Source organism: Pseudotenacibaculum haliotis (assembly GCF_042684245.1).
GTDB lineage: Bacteria > Bacteroidota > Bacteroidia > Flavobacteriales > Flavobacteriaceae > Polaribacter > Polaribacter haliotis_A.
Map to the genome: position 1 here is coordinate 967,936 of NZ_JBHULH010000001.1, position 21,752 is coordinate 989,687.

18 protein-coding genes are annotated in these 21,752 nt (G+C 34.2%); 1 reads left to right on the plus strand and 17 read right to left on the minus strand.

The window, feature by feature from the left end:
• Positions 1–27 precede the first annotated feature (27 nt).
• The 15 genes from ACFSRZ_RS04630 to rnpA all read right to left on the minus strand — a co-directional run bounded on the left by ACFSRZ_RS04630 (position 28) and on the right by rnpA (position 16,922).
• The gene (locus ACFSRZ_RS04630; protein ID WP_379665351.1) at positions 28–1,110 is read right to left on the minus strand and encodes a glycosyltransferase family 4 protein; all 1,083 of its coding nucleotides are present in this window, start codon (positions 1,108–1,110) and stop codon (positions 28–30) included.
• 5 nt (positions 1,111–1,115) lie between these two features.
• Positions 1,116–2,957, minus strand: a complete 1,842-nt coding sequence (locus ACFSRZ_RS04635; protein ID WP_379665352.1) for a DUF1972 domain-containing protein — start codon at positions 2,955–2,957, stop codon at positions 1,116–1,118.
• The gene (locus tag ACFSRZ_RS04640) at positions 2,950–4,176 is read right to left on the minus strand and encodes an O-antigen ligase family protein (protein ID WP_379665353.1); all 1,227 of its coding nucleotides are present in this window, start codon (positions 4,174–4,176) and stop codon (positions 2,950–2,952) included. Before ACFSRZ_RS04640 ends, ACFSRZ_RS04635 begins: the two co-directional genes overlap by 8 nt.
• A complete protein-coding gene (locus tag ACFSRZ_RS04645; RefSeq protein ID WP_379665354.1) occupies positions 4,169–5,356 on the minus strand; it encodes an O-antigen ligase family protein in 1,188 nt (395 codons plus the stop codon). The genes ACFSRZ_RS04640 and ACFSRZ_RS04645 overlap by 8 nt, the downstream gene beginning before the upstream one ends.
• 67 nt (positions 5,357–5,423) lie before the next feature.
• Positions 5,424–6,545 carry a glycosyltransferase family 4 protein gene (locus ACFSRZ_RS04650; protein WP_379665355.1) on the minus strand — a complete coding sequence of 374 codons (1,122 nt, stop codon included), beginning with the start codon at positions 6,543–6,545 and terminating at the stop codon, positions 5,424–5,426.
• On the minus strand, positions 6,511–7,305 hold the full coding sequence (locus ACFSRZ_RS04655) for a glycosyltransferase family 2 protein (RefSeq protein ID WP_379665356.1): 795 nt from the start codon (positions 7,303–7,305) through the stop codon (positions 6,511–6,513). Before ACFSRZ_RS04655 ends, ACFSRZ_RS04650 begins: the two co-directional genes overlap by 35 nt.
• 9 nt (positions 7,306–7,314) lie before the next feature.
• A complete protein-coding gene (locus tag ACFSRZ_RS04660) occupies positions 7,315–8,601 on the minus strand; it encodes a flippase (RefSeq protein ID WP_379665357.1) in 1,287 nt (428 codons plus the stop codon).
• A 15-nt stretch (positions 8,602–8,616) separates the two neighbouring features.
• A complete protein-coding gene (glf, locus tag ACFSRZ_RS04665; protein WP_379665358.1) occupies positions 8,617–9,714 on the minus strand; it encodes a UDP-galactopyranose mutase in 1,098 nt (365 codons plus the stop codon).
• A complete protein-coding gene (gene rfbC / locus ACFSRZ_RS04670) occupies positions 9,711–10,256 on the minus strand; it encodes a dTDP-4-dehydrorhamnose 3,5-epimerase (protein ID WP_379665359.1) in 546 nt (181 codons plus the stop codon). The genes glf and rfbC overlap by 4 nt, the downstream gene beginning before the upstream one ends.
• Positions 10,256–11,110 (minus strand): glucose-1-phosphate thymidylyltransferase RfbA, encoded by an 855-nt coding sequence (rfbA, locus tag ACFSRZ_RS04675; protein WP_379665360.1) that lies wholly within the window; start codon positions 11,108–11,110, stop codon positions 10,256–10,258. The genes rfbC and rfbA overlap by 1 nt, the downstream gene beginning before the upstream one ends.
• Position 11,111: 1 nt before the next feature.
• Positions 11,112–12,125 carry a dTDP-glucose 4,6-dehydratase gene (rfbB, locus tag ACFSRZ_RS04680; protein WP_379665361.1) on the minus strand — a complete coding sequence of 338 codons (1,014 nt, stop codon included), beginning with the start codon at positions 12,123–12,125 and terminating at the stop codon, positions 11,112–11,114.
• Positions 12,126–13,169 carry a hypothetical protein gene (locus tag ACFSRZ_RS04685; protein WP_379665362.1) on the minus strand — a complete coding sequence of 348 codons (1,044 nt, stop codon included), beginning with the start codon at positions 13,167–13,169 and terminating at the stop codon, positions 12,126–12,128.
• A 24-nt stretch (positions 13,170–13,193) separates the two neighbouring features.
• Positions 13,194–14,873: a DUF6909 family protein gene (locus ACFSRZ_RS04690; protein ID WP_379665363.1), complete on the minus strand. Its 1,680-nt coding sequence runs from the start codon at positions 14,871–14,873 to the stop codon at positions 13,194–13,196.
• Between the two features lie 38 nt (positions 14,874–14,911).
• Positions 14,912–16,543, minus strand: a complete 1,632-nt coding sequence (locus ACFSRZ_RS04695) for a S41 family peptidase (RefSeq protein WP_379665364.1) — start codon at positions 16,541–16,543, stop codon at positions 14,912–14,914.
• A complete protein-coding gene (gene rnpA / locus ACFSRZ_RS04700) occupies positions 16,530–16,922 on the minus strand; it encodes a ribonuclease P protein component (protein ID WP_379665365.1) in 393 nt (130 codons plus the stop codon). The genes ACFSRZ_RS04695 and rnpA overlap by 14 nt, the downstream gene beginning before the upstream one ends.
• Before the next feature lie 211 nt (positions 16,923–17,133).
• Between rnpA and ACFSRZ_RS04705 the strand changes: the two genes are divergently transcribed.
• Entirely contained in the window at positions 17,134–18,312 is a 1,179-nt protein-coding gene (locus ACFSRZ_RS04705) for an acyl-CoA dehydrogenase family protein (protein ID WP_379665366.1), read from the plus strand.
• A gap of 54 nt (positions 18,313–18,366) precedes the next feature.
• Here the strand turns inward: ACFSRZ_RS04705 and ACFSRZ_RS04710 are convergent, their stop codons facing one another.
• Positions 18,367–18,552: a YgaP family membrane protein gene (locus ACFSRZ_RS04710; RefSeq protein ID WP_379665367.1), complete on the minus strand. Its 186-nt coding sequence runs from the start codon at positions 18,550–18,552 to the stop codon at positions 18,367–18,369.
• Positions 18,542–21,748 carry an efflux RND transporter permease subunit gene (locus ACFSRZ_RS04715; protein ID WP_379665368.1) on the minus strand — a complete coding sequence of 1,069 codons (3,207 nt, stop codon included), beginning with the start codon at positions 21,746–21,748 and terminating at the stop codon, positions 18,542–18,544. Before ACFSRZ_RS04715 ends, ACFSRZ_RS04710 begins: the two co-directional genes overlap by 11 nt.
• Positions 21,749–21,752: the final 4 nt, after the last annotated feature.

The following is a 21,752-nucleotide window of genomic DNA, read 5'->3' on the forward strand; positions in this document are numbered from 1 at the left end:
TTGTCTCTGAAAATCTATTCTAATTGATTATTTCTTTTCAGAGGCAAATTTAATAAAGGCAATGTAAAACGACAGAAAACCAACAGCATATATTCCTAACAAAAGCCACGAGTTATTAACTTCTTTTGAAGTATAAAAAAGAAGAATTGTAATTACTATACTAACAGCTACAATTAATAAACTAGATTTTGTATGAGAGTTTCCTAGGCTTAAAAGGATATGATGTGTGTGATTTTTGTCTGCTACAAAAGGGTTTTTCTTATGTACAAGTCTTAAAAGAAATACTCGCATCATATCAAAAAACGGAAAAATAATAATTGCAATCAAAGCAAATATTGCATTTTTAGGAACTACAAAAATCTCGTTGAAATCTCCTTGGGTTAATGTTAAAAACTGAACAGACATCACAGCAACAACAAATCCTAAGATAAGTGAGCCGGTATCTCCCATAAAAATCTTCTTCTTTTCTGAAAAATTAAATCTTAAAAAAGCTATTAAAGCACCTACTAATCCAAAACATATTACGCAGAAAAATATTTGTTCTAAATGATAGAAGATCGTTCCAAAAAGAGATAGCGTAATAACTCCTACTGAAGCTGCTAGCCCATCTATTCCATCAATCAAATTGAAAGAGTTGATGATTGCCAACATCAATACCAGCATAAATCCAAAACCTAAAACTCCAGAAAGTTCTTGTATACCAAAAGCGCCGTAAAAGTTTATGCTTGTATAGTCTGTTAAGAACAGGAATACTGATATTGCTGATATTTGCCCGATGAGTTTCGATACATTAGAAATCACTACTAAATCATCCTTAAGACCTGTAAACAATAGAATGGTAATTCCTCCGGCAATATTGAGCCCAAGATTTTTATCATCTACATATTTCCCTAAGAATAAAAGGATTAACATCAACACAACATAAAATGAAATTCCACCAAAAGTGGGTGTCAATTGTTTATGTGAGCTTCTGGCATTAGGATGGTCCATCAACTCTTTGTGATTTACTACTTTGATAATCTTTGGTATAAGATAGAAGGTTAGTAAAAAAGAGCCAATAGCTGCAATTAATGTGTAGCGTAATAAGTTTGGTTCTAAAAATTCGGCCATTTTTATTATCTAGGGTTCTTTACAAATGTCCATTTGTAAAAGTATTGAATTGCTGATAAAAAATGGTGAAAAAAGAGTTTTAAATTTTTTGCAGAGCCTTTTGTGTAATGATGATATATCTCTACTTCAGGGTAATACAGTTTTCTTTTACGAGTCTGATCTATCTTTCTACAGATATCTACATCTTCCATATACATGAAAAATCTTTTATCAAATCCTCCTAGTTTTATATAGTCTTCTGTTTTGAATAACAAGAACGCTCCTTGAATAAAATCGGGATAAAAAGATCTTGACAGATCCAAATCTTTATACTCTCCTTTATCAGTAACAGATTTGAATATTTTCAATCTTCTAAACAACAGTTCAAGGAATGAAGGGTACCTTCTGCAGGAATGCTGAAAAACTCCGTCCGGATATAATGTCTTTGGAGCAATTACTGATAAGTTATCATCTTTCTCTAACTCCTTTATCAATTCCATGATTACCTGTCCGTCAAAGTAAACATCTGGATTCAAGACCAAATGATATGAAGAATGGTCTTTTATAAAGTTACTTATGTAGTTATTGGCTCTTCCGTAACCAATATTTTGTCCTACATAGATATATTCAAGGTCCGGGTGACTAAATTCATGCGCCAAACTATCAGTTGGTGAATTGTCTACTAAAAAGAGTTTTTTCTTGATAGGAGCAGATAAAAAGCTGTCAATTGCTTTTCTCAGCATCTCAACTTCATTCTTATACAACACAATGGTTCCTGTAATTACAGGTTTATCTTCTAGAGATATCGCATCATCGTATCCTATTAAATGTTCTTTATATTGATTGGCTATTTTTTTCCAGTTGTAATGCTTGTAGGCTAGTTCTTTTACATCAGCAGCAACTTGTTTTAATATGTTACTGTCAGATTTCAAGAGTTCTTTTAAGGCCTCTTTACCATCAAAGAAAAGTGCTTTGGATCTTGTTGTTTCTCTATTGTAAACTACATCCCAACAAATAATAGGTAGTCCTAGCCACATGGCTTCTACAAGAGATGGATTGGTTCCTCCTGCACTATGTCCGTGAATATATACTTCACAATTGGCACGCAATGCGTCTAATTTCTCTTGATCGTATATTGGGTCTAACATCTCTATATTTGAGAAAGACTTGTATTTATTTCTAACGTCTTTTCCATACTTGCTAGATTCCCAATTTCCTACAAAAACAATCTTTTTATCGATCTCTGAAAAAGCTTCCAGAATAACATGAACATTATTTTCCGGTTCAATTCTACATACTGAAAAAGCATATTTACTTGGCGTACTTTGCTTTTCTACTTCTCTCACATGATCGGCCCCGTAGGCTATACAGCTTGTTTTTCTTTTATAATCGGAAGTAACATATTCTTGAATTGCCAAATTATCTGAAACAACTATATGACTTCTCTTAACCGCAATTTTTTCTTGATATTTTAAATACACTTTGGCAAAGCCTCTCCATTTATCTCTTTTCCATTCTAATCCATCTATGTTAGTGATCACCTTAGTATTAGAGAATAGCTTTATAAACGGAATCATGAAAGCAGCACTTACACCTAGTAATAAGATAACATCTGCATAGAGTAATGCGTGGATTATAGATACAAAATCGTAAATAATACTAGATTTTCCGTTTGCGTCTAAAGGAATAAATACTCGTTTGGCCAGCGTGTATTCTTCTCTGTTCTTATAAGACAAGCCGCTACAATATACCGTAAAGTCAAATTCTGTGTGTAGGTTGTTTACCAATTGCTCTGTTAAGGTCTCAAAACCTCCATACTTTGCAGGAATTCCTACAGTACCTATAATAGCTACTTTTTTCTTATTCATTAACAGGGAGTTTTTTATCACTAAAAAAATAGAGAACAGAGTTAATCAACACAAAAAACACAATTCCTCTTTGAACTTCTAAATTTGATTCTGTTATTGAAAAAATGCAAAAGATCAACAAGAATGAAAAGTACAATCCGTTCTTAGTTCTGATCGCTTTTTTAAATGACAAAAATAAGATGGAAAAAAAGTATAAAAGCCCTAAAACACCAAATTTTAATGCGTATTCTAGGTATTGATTATGCATATTGTAGTTTATGTATCCTCCATCATCCATTTTTCTTTCTCTATATACATTATTGATAAATTCTTTTGCGTCTCCTGTTCCCAAACCTAAGACTACATTTTCCTTTTCGATGAATTTTTTCATCACAAATTTCCAGGTAATCAAACGTAATGTAATTCCTGTAAAAGGATCGTTGTATTTAAATGTTTCTTTATCCAATAATTCCCAAGATGAAAACAAGGAATCATTGATTCGCTTTCTTGTTTCTGAAAACTGCATTACAACAGTTAAGGTTACAACAATTGCAAGAAGAGCTGTTAAAATACTTTTTTTGCTTCTATAGCTTCTAAAAATTAAGATCCCTAAAACTAGAAGAAATGATGCCAAAACTATTTTAGAAGAAAGCAGCACTAATACAACAACATCAAAAGCAACAATCAAAGCTCTAACATATAGTGGTAATTTGATATACTTTTTTAACGTTCCTTCAAATAATATTAATAATGAAAAAAGTAGATATACTGAGAAATATACAGGGTGAAAATTGAGAACAGTAATGAGTTCATCATAATAGAACACTAGTGGATCGTTGGTTTTTATAAAATTCCAACATGCTACAACAATCAATAACAAAGCGGCAGCGTGTACAGCTATAGCAAACGCTAAAAAAGCTCGATACAGTTGCTTTTTAGTCATCTGTAATGAAAATGGCACTAATAGCGGAATTAAAAACCAAACGACATTCCGCTCAACTACTTTTAATCCGTAATCTACATCACTTGAATACAGCAAAGCGATTGGGAATAAAAGGAAGAATCCGGCAAAAAAGAAGTTTTCTTTACTTATGCTTTTTAAGTTTTTCTTTTTTAATGCAGAAAACAGAGAAATTGCTAAGAAAACACCTACTAGAATGGTGCTAATCTTCATTGGCAACAACAATCCTATTAAGGAGAGCGATAAAGAGTATTGTTGTAGTTTTTCTAGACTAACCATGAATCTTTGTATTCTCTTTTATTTTATAACTCAGTCCATAAAAGCATCCTGTCAGAAAAACAGAGATCTCTCCTAAATTATACAATCCTGTAATTACAAAAGTGGTAATTATAAAATAGAGTCCCATTCCCGAAATAAGTCGATTCATAATTTTTGCTGTATCACTGTCAGCAAAAACATAGCCTCTCTTATACATGCTGTACATGATTAACAGATAAAAGAATATTCCAATCGCTCCTGTTTTAAAAAAGATATACACATATCCGTTGTGAAAATGCGGAATGTAACGCAAGCCATCTTCGCCACCAATAGGTGCCTTAAACCCTAGATCGATCAAAGAACCAAAGCCTTTTCCAAAAACATAGCTCCACTGATCTTCTTCCATCTTTCTAAGAGCCATCATTGCTTCATACCCTCTCCAGTGATCAAAAATCTCTTTATGATTGTTGGGATCGTAGCCTTTTGGAGTTGTAAAAACTTCGGCAGGAGCGTTCTTTATTTTATAGAAAAAATTCTCTATTCCTTTTTTGTCTGGATCAAGATCTTGTGTGTAAAGGTATCCATACAGAAGCCCTAAAACAACAACTCCAAATATTGAGTATTCAAATGCTTTTCTGCTTAAGATTGTATATCCGTAAACAGATAGAAAAAGAATCAATATTGCCAAAAGAGATGTTCTTGAGAAATAAAAGAAAATAGAAATGGCAATAATTGCCATAAAAATCATCTTTGTGCTTCTTGTAATATTAAGGATGGGGTTCTTGTAAAAAACATACAAGAACAGCAGTCCAATAACTTCAATAAAATTACCTCCTCCTGCCAACAATCTCAGCTCTTCTATGGTGCCTCTCACATAGGTTGATGTTGCTAAAACAAACAGGTGTTTGACTGCAAAAAGCAGAGAAACGTATACAACAACTTTGATAAAGAAGCTAGTGTCATTAATTTTTCTCAAAAGCAAAAACCCTGAAAATATCAACAAGAATGGTTTGCTAAAATGTATAATATCTCGAATAACATCATACAATTCATGAGAGCTGAAGAGGCTTACAATAAAGCCAATTCCTATTAAAACTCCCAATAACACAAGAATGTGAAATATGGGTTTAGGAATATGTATTCGTTTTTCTATGAGCAAGGAAAAAGACAAAGCAAAAGACATTACAACAACTATTTCCACAGAGGGAAAAAGAATTTGTGCCAGTAAAAACAACACAAAAATTGTTCTGTATATACTTTGGTGAACTTTAACCATCTTTAATTATCATTTCTAAAGTTTCACAGGCTTTAGCCCATGAGTATTTTTCTTTGACAATACTGCTAATATATTGCAATCTATCTGCATCTGTTTTTGATAGTATCTCCTTTATTTTATCTCCTATCTGTTCTTCTTGATGAAAATCTATGTGATAGGGTTCAAAAAAATGAAAATCTTCCATCGCTGTAGCATTGGAACACAAAACAGGAATTCTTGTTGCTGCTGCTTCTAAAGGAGGAATTCCGAATCCTTCTGCCAATGATGGATATACAAATAGTTTTGCAGCTCTTAAAAACGAAATTAAATCTTTCTCTGAAAGATCGCTAAAAAAATGAACTCTCTTACGAGTTTCTTCATTCAACGCTGCTAGTTTTTGCTCCAGCTTCTTAGCAGTTTGTGTTTTCTCTCCAATAAACACCAAAGATATATTGGATTCTAGGTGAGAAAAGTGATCGATCAAAGCTTGTTGATTTTTTCTGGGTTCTATCCTGCTTACATACAAAAGATAGTTTTTAACTCCGTATTTTCTCTCAATATAGCCTTGTTCTTCTTTCTTATCGAATGCTGTAAAATAATCTCTTTTTACTCCGTTGGGAGTAATGTATATTTTCTTTTGTCCTAACTCGTATATGTTTTTTAAACGTTCTTCTGAGTATCTGGAAACCGTACACAAGAAATCACTCTTTTTAGCACTATATCTGAACAAAAAGTTTCTTTTTAAACGGTACCCTGAAGAAAATTGATCTTTAAAATCGTTGAACAGAATATCATGAATTGTCACAATATATTTTGTTGATCGATTTCTTTTGAATGGAATTACGTATTGAAAGTGAGCATAATCAAACTTGTAACTTTTGATTATACGAGGAATTTCAGTAAGCATTCTCAAGAACCTGTTCTTTTGCTTGTAATAAACAAAGTGAACATTTTTACATTCGCCAAACTCACGAACAATTTCGGCATTTTTAAAACAGCCTATATATATGTTTGCCTTTTCGTTTCTTTTAGAAAACTCTTTATAAAGTTCTTTGATATAAGTCCTTGTACCCTGATGCTCTTTATTTAAAAGATAAGCATCAACGAATATTTTTAAAGGCTCTTTTATAGACATGGTTAATTGTCAGGGATATTTTTGCTAAAGTAGCATTTACAAAACTAAAATGCTTGCTACTGTAAATTTTATATCCATTAATAAGCTTTAATTCTCTGCTTGGATTAAATCCTACAAAATGGATGTAACTGTAATTAGAACAAAAAAGAATCTGTTTTCCCTCCTTTTGAAGTTTCTTACAGAAATCTACATCTTCTACATACATAAAGTAATCTTCGTCTAGCCCTCCTACTTTATCCCAGTTTTCTTTGGTAATCAACACAAAAGAACCTCCTATCCAATCTACTTCATATTCATCCTTTGTGAAATTTCCTGTAACAATATCCGGTCTCTTTTCATTCAAGCTCGTAAGCTTTAACAAACCTATGGGAGTAGGAAATCTTCCTACGGAATGAGTATACTCTTTGTCTCCGTTGAGCATTTTTATTCCAATAGCGCCTACTTCTTTCCTATCGAGTTTTGCTAACAACGAATCGATTTCATTCATCAAAATAGTGTCGTTGTTTAGTAATAGTATGTTTTTCCCTTTGGCTTTTTGAGCTCCTATATTATTGGCTTTGGCAAACCCGGCATTTTCTGAGTTTTCGATCAATACAACCGATGGGAATTTTTCTTTGATAAACAACTGACTTCCGTCTGTAGACAAGTTATCTACAATAATTATCTCATGTGTAACAGTACAGAATTTTGAAATGGACTTTATACAATCCTCTAAGTAATGTTTTCCGTTATAGTTTACTATGATAATTGATAATTCCATGTAGCTAGCCTAGATAAATGTGTAAAATCCTAATTTCTTTTTGATAAAATAAATACATGTGAAGTTTAACAGCACATTGGTTGCTAAGCTAGCAATTGCCGCTCCATTAATTCCATAAGTTGGGATTAATATTAGATTAAGAATTACATTCAATACAAATCCACCAAACACAATTCTCCCAAAAACTTTCTGATATCGGGTCATAATTAAAACCTGATCAACATTTCCGGAAAGAGCACTAAAAAAGATTCCTGTTACAATAATACTTAACGCTGTACTTCCTTGGATAAATTCGGCTCCAAAAAACCCTAGAATGTAATCCCCAAAGAATATGATGATCAAAAAAACAGGTAATGTTAGGTAAGTAATAAATCTAGTATACGAAACAATTGTCTTGTGCATATTCTTAATATCTGCGTTATTATAGTACTCTGCAATCTTAGGCGAGATCACTATATTGATCGCAGTGATAAAAACAAAACAGATAGACGCAATTTTAAAGGCCGCATTATAAATTCCTACATCAGTAGAGCTTTTCATGGATTCTAACATAAAAATGTCTGTCCAATTAAGTAGGTACAACATGATTGCACTATACATCATTGGAAAAGCTTCTTTGATCAGAAATGAGGTCTTTATATTTTTTAATGGCAAGATTACTTTTTTCTTAAGAAAAAAGATACTCTCTAAAAGGAATATTGTTGTAATAGAAAGTCCGAAAGACAGTACAATCACATGATTTGACGTTATTATTTCTTTGAGTGTAAAATACCAAGCAAAGAACAGTGTAGAGGGTAAAAGAAATAGAAAGACATTGTGTTTTGTAAAACTTTTAAGTCCTTTAAAATAGCCTAAGAATAGTTCATGAAATAATAAGGGAACAAAAAACAATGAGATACTTTCTATAAATTCTTTGTAGTTGATATCTCCAAAAACATGTGTAGCAATTGCCTCTGCCGTGAAGTAAAAAACTACAGAAAAAGAAACTCCCAAAACAAAGGACAGTCTAAATATCTTCGTCAGGAAATTTGTTTTGAGTCCAGATTCATAGTGCTTTTTATCATTGAGCAACTTTACGATCAACATCGGAAATCCCAAGGTAAGAACCAAGGCTGCAACTTGCCCTACAGTGATTACAATTGCATATCTACCATATATTTCGGCACCAAAAGTGTTTGTAATAAAGAAGAGAACTGCATAGCTTAAAAGCATCCCTACTATTTTAAACATCAGAGTTGGACCTCCACTTTGCAAAGCTTGTAACAAATTACTGGTATTCCCTCTATTAGTAGGCATTCAAATAGGTGTTGTTTATTCTTCTTTAGAAGCTCTAGCTAGTGCAGAAGCTATGACCTGGTGCATATCGTAGTATTTATATTCTGCCAATCTTCCTCCAAAAATCACTTTATCTGACTGCTCAGCTAATTTTTTATATTTCTGATAAACTTCTGAGTTCTTTTTATCATTTACCGGATAGTAAGGCTCACTTCCTTCCTCCCATTCTTTAGGATATTCTCTGGTAATAACAGTTTTATCTTGTTTACCAAATTCGAAGTGTTTGTGTTCTATGATCCTTGTAAAAGGAATATCTGCTTCTGTATAATTTACAACAGCATTCCCTTGATAGTTTGGGGTATCTAAGGTTTCATGCTGAAAGTCTAGACTTCTGTATTCTAACTTTCCATACTGATAGTTAAAGTACTCGTCTATCTTCCCTGTAAAAACAACACGGTCTGCAAGACTGTCATACTTTTCTTTTTCTTCAAAGTAATCTACACCTACTTTGGTTTCAATTCCTTTTAGAAGTGCTTCTACCAGTTTATTATATCCTCCAATAGGAATTCCTTGATACTTGTCATTAAAGTAATTGTTATCATAGGTAAAACGAACCGGAAGTCTTTTGATAATAAAAGCAGGCAATTCCGTAGCTTTTCTTCCCCATTGTTTTTCTGTATATCCTTTAATAAGCTTCTCGTAAATATCTTTTCCTACTAGAGATATTGCTTGCTCTTCTAGGTTTTGTGGTTTTTTAATTCCGGATGCTTCTACTTGTTCCTGGATTTTAGCTTTAGCTTCTTCAGGGGTTTTTACTTTCCATAACTGATAGAAAGTATTCATATTGAACGGAAGGTTATACAGCTCTCCTTTGTAATTGGCTATTGGTGAGTTTGTATATCTGTTGAACTCTACAAAAGAGTTTACATAGTCCCAGATCTTCTTATCATTTGTGTGAAAAATATGTGCTCCATATTTATGTACATTGATTCCTTCTACATCTTCACAGTATACATTTCCTCCAAGATGATCTCTTTTATCTATAACCAAACACTTCTTTCCTTTCTTGCTCATTTCATGAGCAAAAACAGCTCCAAATAGTCCGGCTCCTACTATTACATAATCGTATTTCATGATTGTAACGATTTGAATTCTGGTAATAATTTATCTTTTTCTGATAATTGAACTTCAGCTTCACTTAGCTTCCAGTCAATATTCAAATCCTTATCGTTATAGATGATTCCGCCTTCAGATTCTTTGTTGTAGTAGTTATCGCATTTGTAAGAGAAAATAGTGTTGTCTTCTAAAACCGAAAAACCATGTGCAAATCCTCTTGGTACAAATAATTGTTTTTGATTTTCTTCTGATAAAACAATCGAAAAAGATTGACCATAGGTTGTTGAATCTGGTCTTACATCTACCACAACATCTAAGACTCTTCCTTTGATTACGCGAACCAATTTTGCCTGCGCAAACTCTCCTTTTTGAAAATGCAGTCCTCTTAATACTCCGCGTTGCGACATTGATTGATTGTCTTGTACAAAGTTAATTTCCAAACCTGTTCTTTCTTCAAAAACCTTTTGATTGAAGCTTTCAAAAAAATAACCTCTATCATCGCCAAAAACCTGAGGTTCTATTACAAAGCAACCGCTTAAGTGTGTTTCTTTTACTGTCATTACAGATCTAATAGGTGCTTTCCATAACCGCTTTTTAAAAGTGGCTTGGCTAATTCATGTAATTCTTCTTTAGTGATAAACCCACTTCTGTAAGCCGCTTCTTCTATAGAGCCAATTTTTAACCCTTGACGTTCTTCTATAACTTGAACAAATTGAGAAGCTTGCATTAATGAATGAAAAGTACCTGTATCTAACCAAGCTGTTCCTCTATCGAGAATACTTACTTTTAGCTTTCCATTGGTTAAATATGCTTTATTTACGTCTGTAATTTCAAGTTCTCCTCTGTCGCTAGGTTGGATATTCTTTGCTATTTCAACTACCGTGTTGTCATAGAAATAAATTCCGGGAACAGCGTAGTTTGATTTAGGATGTTCTGGTTTTTCTTCTATGGAAACAGCTTTTCCATTCTCGTCAAATTCAACTACTCCGTATCTTTCCGGATCATGAACGTGATATGCATAAATGATTCCTCCTTCAGGATCGTTATTGGCTTGTAATAATGAAGATAGTCCTGTTCCATAGAAGATATTATCTCCTAAGATCAAAGCTACTTTATCGTCTCCGATAAATTTCTCACCAATAATAAATGCTTCTGCTAATCCATTGGGATGCTCTTGTACTGCATATTCGAAACGACATCCAATGCGACTTCCGTCTCCTAATAATTTTTTAAAAAGAGGTAAATCACTTGGTGTAGAAATGATCAATATTTCTCGTATTCCTGCAGAGATCAATGTAGACACAGGGTAATAAACCATAGGTTTATCGTACACAGGCATTAATTGCTTACTTACCGAAATGGTAAGCGGATGCAATCTTGTTCCTGAACCTCCGGCTAAAACTATTCCTTTCATATTATTTTCCTTGATATTTTTGTAAATACCATTCTATTGTTTTTAAAATTCCAGACTCGAAATTTTCATCTGCTTTCCACCCTAAATTTCCTTCTAATTTAGAAGCGTCTATTGCATATCTAAAATCATGTCCCGGTCTGTCTGTCACAAAAGCTATTTGTTCGTTATAAGACTGTTCTTTAGGGCTCTTTTCGTCTAGGATATCACAAATTGTCTTTGCAATGTATAAATTGTTTCTTTCGTTTCTACCTCCAATATTGTAGGTTTCTCCTTCTTCGCCTTTCTGAAAAACTAAGTCAATTCCTTTACAGTGATCCAATACATACAACCAATCTCTTATGTTCTGTCCATCTCCATAAATAGGGATGTTTTCACCGGAAAGAGCTTTCCTGATAATGGTCGGAATTAGTTTTTCATCATGTTGCTTTGGTCCGTAATTGTTAGAACAGTTAGTGGTTACCACATTCATTCCGTAGGTATGAAAATGGCTTCTCACCATAAAGTCTGATGATGCCTTAGAAGCACTATATGGGCTGTTTGGAGCATAGGATGTTTCTTCTGTAAACAAACCTGTTTCTCCTAAGGTTCCATAGACTTCATCTGTAGAAACATGTAAGAATCTAGCATCTTTAAATTCTTCCTTACGATCATTTGGCCCATTCATCCAGTGATTTTTTGCAACATCTAACAAGTTAAATGTTCCAAAAACATTGGTTCGAATAAATGCATCGGGGTTTTTAATTGAATTATCTACATGAGATTCTGCTGCAAAATGTAAGACTCCTTCAAAGTTATATTGCTCAAACAATGAGGTAACCAATTCTCTATCACAGATATCTCCATGTACAAATGTATATCTTGGATGATCTTCAATTTCTTTTAAGTTGTTGAGATCTCCTGCATAGGTTAACAAATCTAAATTAACCAAATGCACTTCTTGATGACTTTCTAAAAAGTAAGGGACAAAGTTAGAGCCGATAAATCCGGCTCCTCCAGTAACTAAAATAGTTCGCATTTACTTGTTTTTATAGCTTTCTAAATACGAGTTTAATTTAATGAGCAGTATGAATCCTGAAACAAGAACAACTGCCAGACCCGCTAGAATAAAGATGTAATTCTGACCAATTCCTTTGATCTCATATCCTACAGGCTGGAAATTTGAAATCACATTGATTACTTCTGATTTTTCAGATATTTCTTCAGACACATCTTTCAAATCCTTATTTATGATTCTGCTTGTTTGAAATAAGTCTAATTCTTTCGCCTTTTCTTTTTCTCCTCCTAAATCGATATTTGTTCCTCCTGTTTCTTTCTTCGCCTCTTCTATCATCACTTTCATATATACTTGACGTAGAGAATCGATTTGAGTAAGGTTTTTTCTTAAAAGGGAATCTGTTCTGTATAAATTTTCTCGAGTTAGAGATTTTAAACGATCAAAATATTGGTTTTTAACAATAGAGGAAATAATTACATCATCTAACTTGGAAAACACTTTATTGTCAGCAGACTCTGCATGAACTGTGTGTATTTTGTAATCGTAATTTGTAAAGGCTTTTTTAAATTGTGTAAATGAGTAGCTCTTAACAGTTAGTGTATCTATAGAAAGAATTAACTCATCATACGACTCTAAAATATCATTGTCATTTATAACCGGCTTGATGGTAAACAACCTCAACTTCCCTGCTTCATCTTTACTAATATTGAAAGTATTCATTAAAAGAGAGGTATCTCTCTGCTTTACAAGATCGTTGTAGTAATTGATGTTGTTATACAGTTGCCTAGAACTCTTAAAGTTTGGTTGCACCAGCAAATCAGAACCATAGGTGGTTTCTTTGTTGAAAAATTCTATATATGCTCCTATTCCTCCTCCAACTAAAGCTGCTATAGACAATTTAATGATATTTCCTTTGATGAATAAAAGGATCAATATGAGAAAATGGAAAAGCCACGAAAGAATTTTCCATATAAAGTTGAAGAACTTCTTAATTCCGTTACCAATAATGATAAACAAAGAACCTAAGTCTACTTCTTCTTCTCTATTTTGTTGGTTTGTTGACATAATATTGTCTATTAATTTTTTTGATTAAAATATTTGCTCCAATATACGCTGTGTGATTGCATATGTAGGAACAACTCCCGTCATTCCTAACCCTCCTGAGGCTAATGTTGCTCCTGTTTCTAACGGGTTATCCGAAGCATAGTAAGCATATCTTACTTTTACATCTTCAGAAATATTTCCTCTGATCTTAGATGCAGATTGAATTGCTTTTTGATAATGAGCTCCTTCCATTTCTAATCCTATTACATTCCAGGTTGAATCGTGGAAGAATTTTAAAAGATCTTTATTTTGTAATGATGTTCCTAAAACTGTAACCATAGCTCCATCGAAAGACTCAACTCCAAAACCTTCTAAATCTTCTTTAGAAAGCTCGTTTTTGAAAGGATAATTATCTGCTGTCCCTTCAAAAATATGAGCTGATGGAATCATAATATCTCCTTTCCCTCCTTCTAAAATTCCTGCTTTCCCCATAATGGAAATAGACTCAACATTCATGTGGGTTAGGTTTCCGTCTTCTTTGTAAGGCTTTAACAACTCATCCATCGTTTCATAAGCTTGCTCTCCAAAAGCATAGTCCATTACTATGATTACCGGATCCTGTCCTTGTGAGTTTACTTTTTCGAAACGGGTTTTACCTAAGTCTATTTTTTGAGTATCTATAACCTGAACATTGATATTAGTTCCCGAAGTATCTTTGATATAAATCAGTCCGTTTTGAGAAGCGTATTCTTTTATCTTCTTATGCAAAGGTTTGCTTTCTTCACTACTCAACAATTGGAATAGCTCGAAACCTTCTTTTTTCTTTGCTTCTTCAGGTAATGCATTAGGTGCATAAATAGAGTTTAGTACACTATGCATATTTGCACTTATAATATGAATAGGTCTTTCAAAAAGATCGTTTTCTTTTAAAACTTTTTTGATATTGTTTGCCCATATTTCACCGTAGATGTGGTGACCTATGCTTTCACTCAAGACAGAACTGAAAGTAACAGTTCTCTTCTTTTGGTGACAACTTTCATTGATCGCTAATTTTCCTAACCAATAGATAATTTGGAAGAAACGATCTGGGTTGTTCTCACTAGAAAAACTCTTATGTGCCTCTACAACTTGATCATATGTTCTTCCCAAAATATTTCCTAAGTGGGCAATTGTGATCTCTCTTTCTTTATCTGTAAGAGCTCTGTTGTGTAATACAATTTCCTCTAAGTGTTCCCACTCTCTGGTAACACTTCCTTCTAAGTTTAGAAGAACTCTTTCTTTGATCTTATGTGATTCTATGAATAAGAAGGTTAGATGCGTAAGAATATCATAAATCTCAGAGCGACCTCTAGTAATTTCGATATTCATTTGATCTCTATCGATACGATAGCAATTTCTTCTTCTTTTAGGAGGAATGATTACTTTAAAATGAGAATTCCCATATCCTTCATCTGAGGTTAAACTGATGTACTGGCATTCTTCAATTCCTTCCGGCAAACGTTCTATAACATACACCAATCCGCTCAACTCAATTCGGTCTTCAGCAATCGATCCATAAATTTCTGGGCGAAGTAACAATAACGATTTTCGTAAAGTTTCACCGGAAACCCCCATGGGTTTATAAAAACCTCTACTAAACAAGTGACGCATAGAGATGTACAATCTCTCTATAGCATTGGTAGATTCTTGGGCTCTCGTTCTCTCTTTGTGTTTGGTTTGTGACATATGGTTTTAGGGTTCAAAGATAAGAAATTACGCTAGAGTTAACTCCCGCTTAATATTTTCGCATATTGCTCATTATTTTTTAGAACTTTCAATGCTTCTGAGATCACTTTATCTTGTGCCAATTTATTTTCAAAACTTCCTTCTTTGAAGTAATAACGAGTTAGTACTTCGTTTTGTATTAAGTCTGTTAAATAATCTTGGTTTTTGGAGATCTCATCAATCTTATCTTGATTTAATTTCTTTTTGATCTGTTGGTATTCTCTTGAGATCAATTTCTCATCATCTACAGATTCGAATGCTTCTAAGAACATTTTCTCTTGTTTTGTCTTAAATGATTTATCTGTTTTTGAGAGATACTCTTGGAATTTCTTAAAATCCTGAAATGCATATTCTTTGGAAGAGGCAATTGATGGATTCTTGTAATAGTACTCTGTAACAAAATTGAAGATTGCTCTTGATTTTATAAGCTCTTCTGTAGCTTCTGTCTTTTTAGAATATCCTACTTTGATATCGGGTTGAACTCCTCCTCCATCGTAAACGGTTCTTCCGTTTTTTGTTTTAAAAGCTGTAACGGTTCCATCAGAAAACTTCGGTACATTTCCACTCTCATCTCTGTTGGCATAATCTAACTCTTGAATGCATCTTCCGCTAGGCGTGTAGTATTTAGAGATAGTTACTTTTAATTGAGTTCCATAGTTCAACTCTCTGTATCGCTGAACTAATCCTTTTCCAAAAGATCTTTCTCCTAAAACAACAGCTCTGTCAAAATCTTGTAAAGCTCCACTTACAATCTCAGAAGCTGAAGCAGATCTGCCATTCACCAAAACAGCAATAGGCATTTCTAAATCTAACGGATTGTTAGATGCTCTGTAGGTATTGCTCCATTTTTTCACTTTTGCTCTGGTAGATACAATGGTACTTCCTTTGGGTAAAAAGAAGTTTGATATATTGATTGCTTCTAATAAAGATCCTCCCGGGTTGCTTCTTAGATCGAAGATCAATTTCTTCATCCCTTTTTCTTTTAATGCTTTGTAAGCTTTCTTTACTTCTGAAGATGCTTTTTCATTGAATCTTGTTAAAATGATATATCCTGTTTCTTCATCAATCATATCATAAAAAGGAACGGGGTTTACTACCACTTTTTCCCTTTTTACCGTAAGCGTTCTTTTAGCTCCTTGTCTATCAATTTCTATGGAAACAGTAGAATTTGGTGTTCCTTTTAAAAATTGTGATAGTTCTTCTCTCTCCATATTTTGGAGCGGTTGACCATCTACTTTTGTAATAATATCTCCTGCTTTCAATCCTTTTTTATCAGCTTCGTATCCTTTGTAGATTTCTCTTAGCGTGATTCCCTTCTCATCGTAATACACAGAAACTCCTATTCCGGCATATTCTCCTTCTCTACGTATTCTTGCTTCTTCAACTTCCTGCTCATCGTAATAATTGGTATACGGATCAAGGTCTTGCAATGTGTTTTTTATGGCCTTGTTGGTAAATTCTGCCGGATTGATCTCATTTACATAGTACATATTCAACTCTTTGTAAAGCGTTGTATAGATCTCTAACTGCTTTGCAACTTCAAAAAACTTTGATTTGAATGAGTATGAAATGGTAAGTACTCCAACCAAGAGAATGATTACCTGATATTTTTTTATTTTAAACCGTCTCATTGGATTGTTTTTTTATTTCTTTTTTAAATAACGCTAAAACTTGCTTAATCTTTTGCTCAACTTCTACATATGAAGGCTCCTTCTTACCCATAAAGGTAAACATAAATACAAAAGGATGCTCTAGGTCTTCGTAGACCTCATTCTTGGTTAGTCTATAGGTTTCTCTCATCAATCTTTTGATGCGATTTCTATCCACAGCATTTTTAAAATTCCTTTTCGGCACTGAAAATCCAGCTTGTATTGGATAATCTGAAGTATGCTCTGTTTGAAGATATACCAATCGAATAGGAAATTTCTTTACCGAATCTCCGTCTTCGAACAATCTTCCTATGAGCTTTCTACTTTTTAATTTTTCTTGTTTCCCAAACGTATACTTCATTACTTACAAACTTACTGAAAAGAAGGTTTTTTCTCTCATTTTAATTGTTATTTTTCTTCTGCTAAAAAGCTAAAGTTTGTTAAAGAGAAGAATTCGAAATTTAGTTTTAGACCGGGATTTACTTTGCTGGGTTATGCAATTTTTTTATTTCGTTTTTCTGAATCTTCAAATGAAAAAAATCCTGTACTTTTGAAGCAACAAATCAAAAAAAATGAAGCCAGATTTATTCCAAGCTCCAGATTACTATCAACTAGACGAGTTACTTACAGACGAGCATAAGTTAGTAAGAGATGCCGCTAGAGAATGGGTAAAAAGGGAAGTATCTCCTATTATTGAAGAGTATGCTCAAAAAGCAGAATTTCCAAATCAAATTATTAACGGATTAGCAGAGATCGGTGCGTTCGGTCCTTACATACCCGAAGAGTATGGAGGTGCAGGATTGGATCAGATTTCATATGGTTTAATCATGCAAGAGATTGAAAGAGGAGATTCAGGGGTTCGTTCTACTGCATCTGTACAATCATCTTTAGTTATGTATCCTATTTGGAAATATGGAACTGAAGAGCAGCGACAAAAATACTTACCAAAATTGGCAAGTGGTGAATGGATGGGATGTTTTGGATTAACAGAGCCTGATCATGGTTCAAACCCAGGAGGAATGGTAACCAACTATAAGGATATGGGCGACCATTACTTGTTAAACGGTGCTAAAATGTGGATCTCAAACGCTCCTTTTGCTCAAGTGGCAGTTGTTTGGGCTAAAAATGAAGAAGGTAGAATTCACGGATTGATCGTAGAAAGAGGAATGGAAGGTTTCTCTACTCCTGAGACACATAATAAATGGTCTTTAAGAGCTTCTGCTACCGGAGAGTTGATCTTTGACAATGTAAAGGTTCCAAAAGAAAACTTATTACCTAACAAATCTGGTTTAGGAGCACCTCTAGGATGTTTAGATTCTGCTCGTTACGGAATTGCTTGGGGAGCTATTGGAGCTGCTATGGATTGTTATGATACAGCTTTGCGTTACAGTAAAGAACGTATTCAGTTTGGAAAACCTATTGGTCAGTTCCAATTACAACAAAAGAAGTTGGCAGAAATGATTACTGAGATTACCAAAGCTCAGTTGCTTACTTGGAGATTAGGAGTATTGCGTAACGAAGGAAGAGCTACTTCTGCTCAGATCTCAATGGCTAAGAGAAACAATGTAGATATGGCTATTAATATTGCCCGAGAAGCAAGACAAATGTTAGGTGGAATGGGTATTACGGGTGAATACTCGATCATGCGTCATTCAATGAACTTAGAAAGTGTGATCACCTACGAAGGAACACACGACATTCACTTACTCATTACAGGTTTAGATATTACAGGTTTAAACGCCTTTAAATAAATACCAAAAAGCCCATGAAGAAATTCATGGGCTTTTTTTCAACTAACCAACTAATTAGTCTTTCACTCCCAATTTGTCTAATATTTGCTCCATTAGACACCATTTTGTAATGGATGATTGCAAAAGATTTGCTCCTACAAAAGCGGTAAACCACAACCAGTTTTCATTTACATACAAAGCCAGTAATACACTAACCAGTACAAAGGTTCCTGCTATTGCTCTAATAATTCTATTTTTCATTTCTATACTTTTTTTGTTCGATCATATAATACACTAGGGGAACTACCAACAAGGTTAATACTGTAGAGGCAATGGTTCCTCCCATCAACGAGATGGCCAGACCTTGAAAAATGGGGTCGAAAAGGATTACAAAAGCCCCGATTACTACAGTTCCTGCTGTTAAAAGAATGGGGGTAGTTCTTACTGCTCCGGCTTCAATTACTGCATCTTTCAAAGCTGCTCCTTCTGACAAGCGAAGGTTTACAAAGTCGATAAGTAATACCGAATTACGCACCATGATCCCTGCTAATGCAATCATTCCGATAAAAGAAGTCGCGGTAAAATACGCTCCCATGATCCAATGCCCTAAAATGATTCCGATCATTGACAAAGGGATGGCCACCATCATTACTATTGGTGCTTTGTAGTTTTGAAACCACCCAACAATAAGAATGTAGATAATTAAAATTGCTCCTAAAAACGCAACTCCCAAATCTCTAAACACTTCTAAGGTTATTTGCCATTCTCCATCCCACTTAATCGTAAAATCATCTTCATAATCCGGTTGCCCCATGTATAATTCACTTAAAGAATATCCGGTTGGCAAATTGATCTCTTGTAACTTTTTATCAATTCCCAAAATTGCATAAGCCGGACTTTCTAATTCTCCTGCCATATCAGCCATCACATATACAACTCGTTTTTGGTTCTTTCTATAGATACTTTTCTCTTTATATGTTTCTTTAACCTGAACCAAATCACCCACAGGAATCATTGCTCCATTTCTACTTTTTATTTTCAAAGATTTGATGGCATCTAATGATGACTTGTCCTTTTCGTCTAGCATAAGTGTTAATCCTACTTGCTCTACAGTACTATCGTCTGAGAGTACCGCCACAGGATGATTTGATAGTGCTAGACTTATATTTTGATTGATTACATTTGGTAAGATTCCATTCAAAGAGGCTTTCTCTTTATCAACAACAAATTCATATTCTCTTTGCTTGTCTTCTACCATCCAATCTACATCTACAACATCTTTTGTATTACTTAGTATCTGCTTTACCTGCTCTGCAATTTTTATCTGTTCTTCGTAATTCGGTCCATATACCTCAGCAACCAATGTAGATAATACCGGAGGTCCTGGCGGAACTTCGACGATCTTTACATTTCCTTTATATTTTGCAGCGATTTTCTGAATTTCTCCTCTGAGTTTTTTCGCAATTCCGTGGCTTTGTTCTGATCTTTCATCCTTTGGCAAAAGGTTTACCTGAATGTCAGCCATATTGCTTCCTCCTCGCAAATCGTAATGTCGTACTAATCCATTGAATGTAATAGGAGCTGCTGTTCCTACATAACTCTGATAGTTCACTACTTCTTTGCTTTGCGATAAAAATTGTGCGATCTCTTTGGTTAGTACAGCTGTTCTTTCTAAGGTAGTTCCTTCCGGCATATCTATGATTACCTGAAACTCATTCTTATTATCAAATGGTAACATTTTAACGGCTACTGATTTTGTAAAAAACAAACTCATTGAGCCTAACAACAGCACTATAGTAACTCCCAAGAACAACCATCTCTTTGAAGTATTCTCTATCAAAGGTTTTTCAAACTTTGTATATAGTTTGTAAATAATAGTTTCTTCTACTTTCTTTCCTGATTGAACTTCTTTTTTGTTGGTTTTTTCTTTCTCTCGTAAGAAGATCACACCTAAATACGGAGTAATTGTTAAGGCTACAAACAGAGACAAGATCATGGCAATGGAAGCTCCAATAGGCATAGGACTCATATAAGGCCCCATCAACCCAGAAACAAACGCCATAGGTAAAACGGAAGCAATTACTGTAAAGGTTGCTAAGATTGTTGGATTACCTACTTCATTAATAGCATACAAAGCCGCTTCTTTGAATGGCATTTTCTTCATTCTAAAATGACGGTGCATATTTTCGGCAATGATGATAGAATCGTCTACTACTATTCCTGTTACAAATACCAAGGCGAATAATGTAATTCTGTTTAGTGTGTAATCTAACATGTAGTAACTCAACAAGGTCAGAGCAAATGTGATGGGTACCGATAAGAAAACTACCAAGCCTCCTCTCCAACCCATAGCCAACATCACCACCAAAGTAACTGCAATGATGGCCCCAATAAGATGCAACAAGAGCTCTGATACTTTTTCTGAAGCTGTTTCTCCGTAGTTTCTGGTGACTTCTACATGAACTTCATCCGGAATCAAGGTCTTTTTTAAATTTTCAATTTTAGCCAAAATCACTTTGGCTATTTTCATTGCATCTGCTCCTTTTCTCTTTGAAACGGATAGTGTTACTGCGGAATATTCTGATGGATAGTTTGTTCGAGATTCTGTTGCGCTTCCATAACCAAAAGACACATAGTTCAAGGGCAATTCCGGACCATCTACAACTGTTGCAACTTGATGTAAGTATATTGGTTGCTCTTTGTGAACTCCTACAATTATGTTTTCTATTTCCTTTGCGCTGCTTAAAAACTTACCTGTGGTTACTAAAAACTCTTTATCCTTTTGAAGAAAACTTCCTGCGCTGTTTTGCGAATTATTCATTTGGATCATTTGAGCTACCGAAGTCATATCCAATTGACTTTCTGCCAGTTTATCTTTATCCAAGATCAATTGAATTTGCCTATTCCTTCCACCAATGTTGCTTGTTTCGGCAACATCAGAAATCTTCTTGACCTCATTACCCAGTTCTTGTGCTATTTGCCTTAGTTGAAAATCATCATATTTCTCGCTCCAAAGTGTCAACCCTAAAATAGGAACATCATCTATTGCGCGAGTTTTTACCAAAGGCATACTTACTCCTTTTGGCATCTGATCCATGTGTTTTTGAATCTCGTTATAGAGGTTTACGTATGATCTTTCAATATCTTCTCCTACATAGAATTGCACGATCAACATAGCTTGCTCTTTCATCGATGTTGAATACACATATTCTACTCCTTTGATGTTAGAAACCAACTTCTCTAAAGGCTTGATCACCTTATTTTCTACTTCTTTTGGGCTTGCCCCGGGGTATCCCACAAAAATATCGGCGATCGGCACTTCTATCTGAGGCTCTTCTTCTCTTGGAATAATGTAAGAACTATATACTCCTACAATCATAAAAACGATCATTAAGAGTACTGTTAACTTAGAGCCTATAAACACTTTGGCTATTCTACCTGCAAAACCTTCTTTCATAACT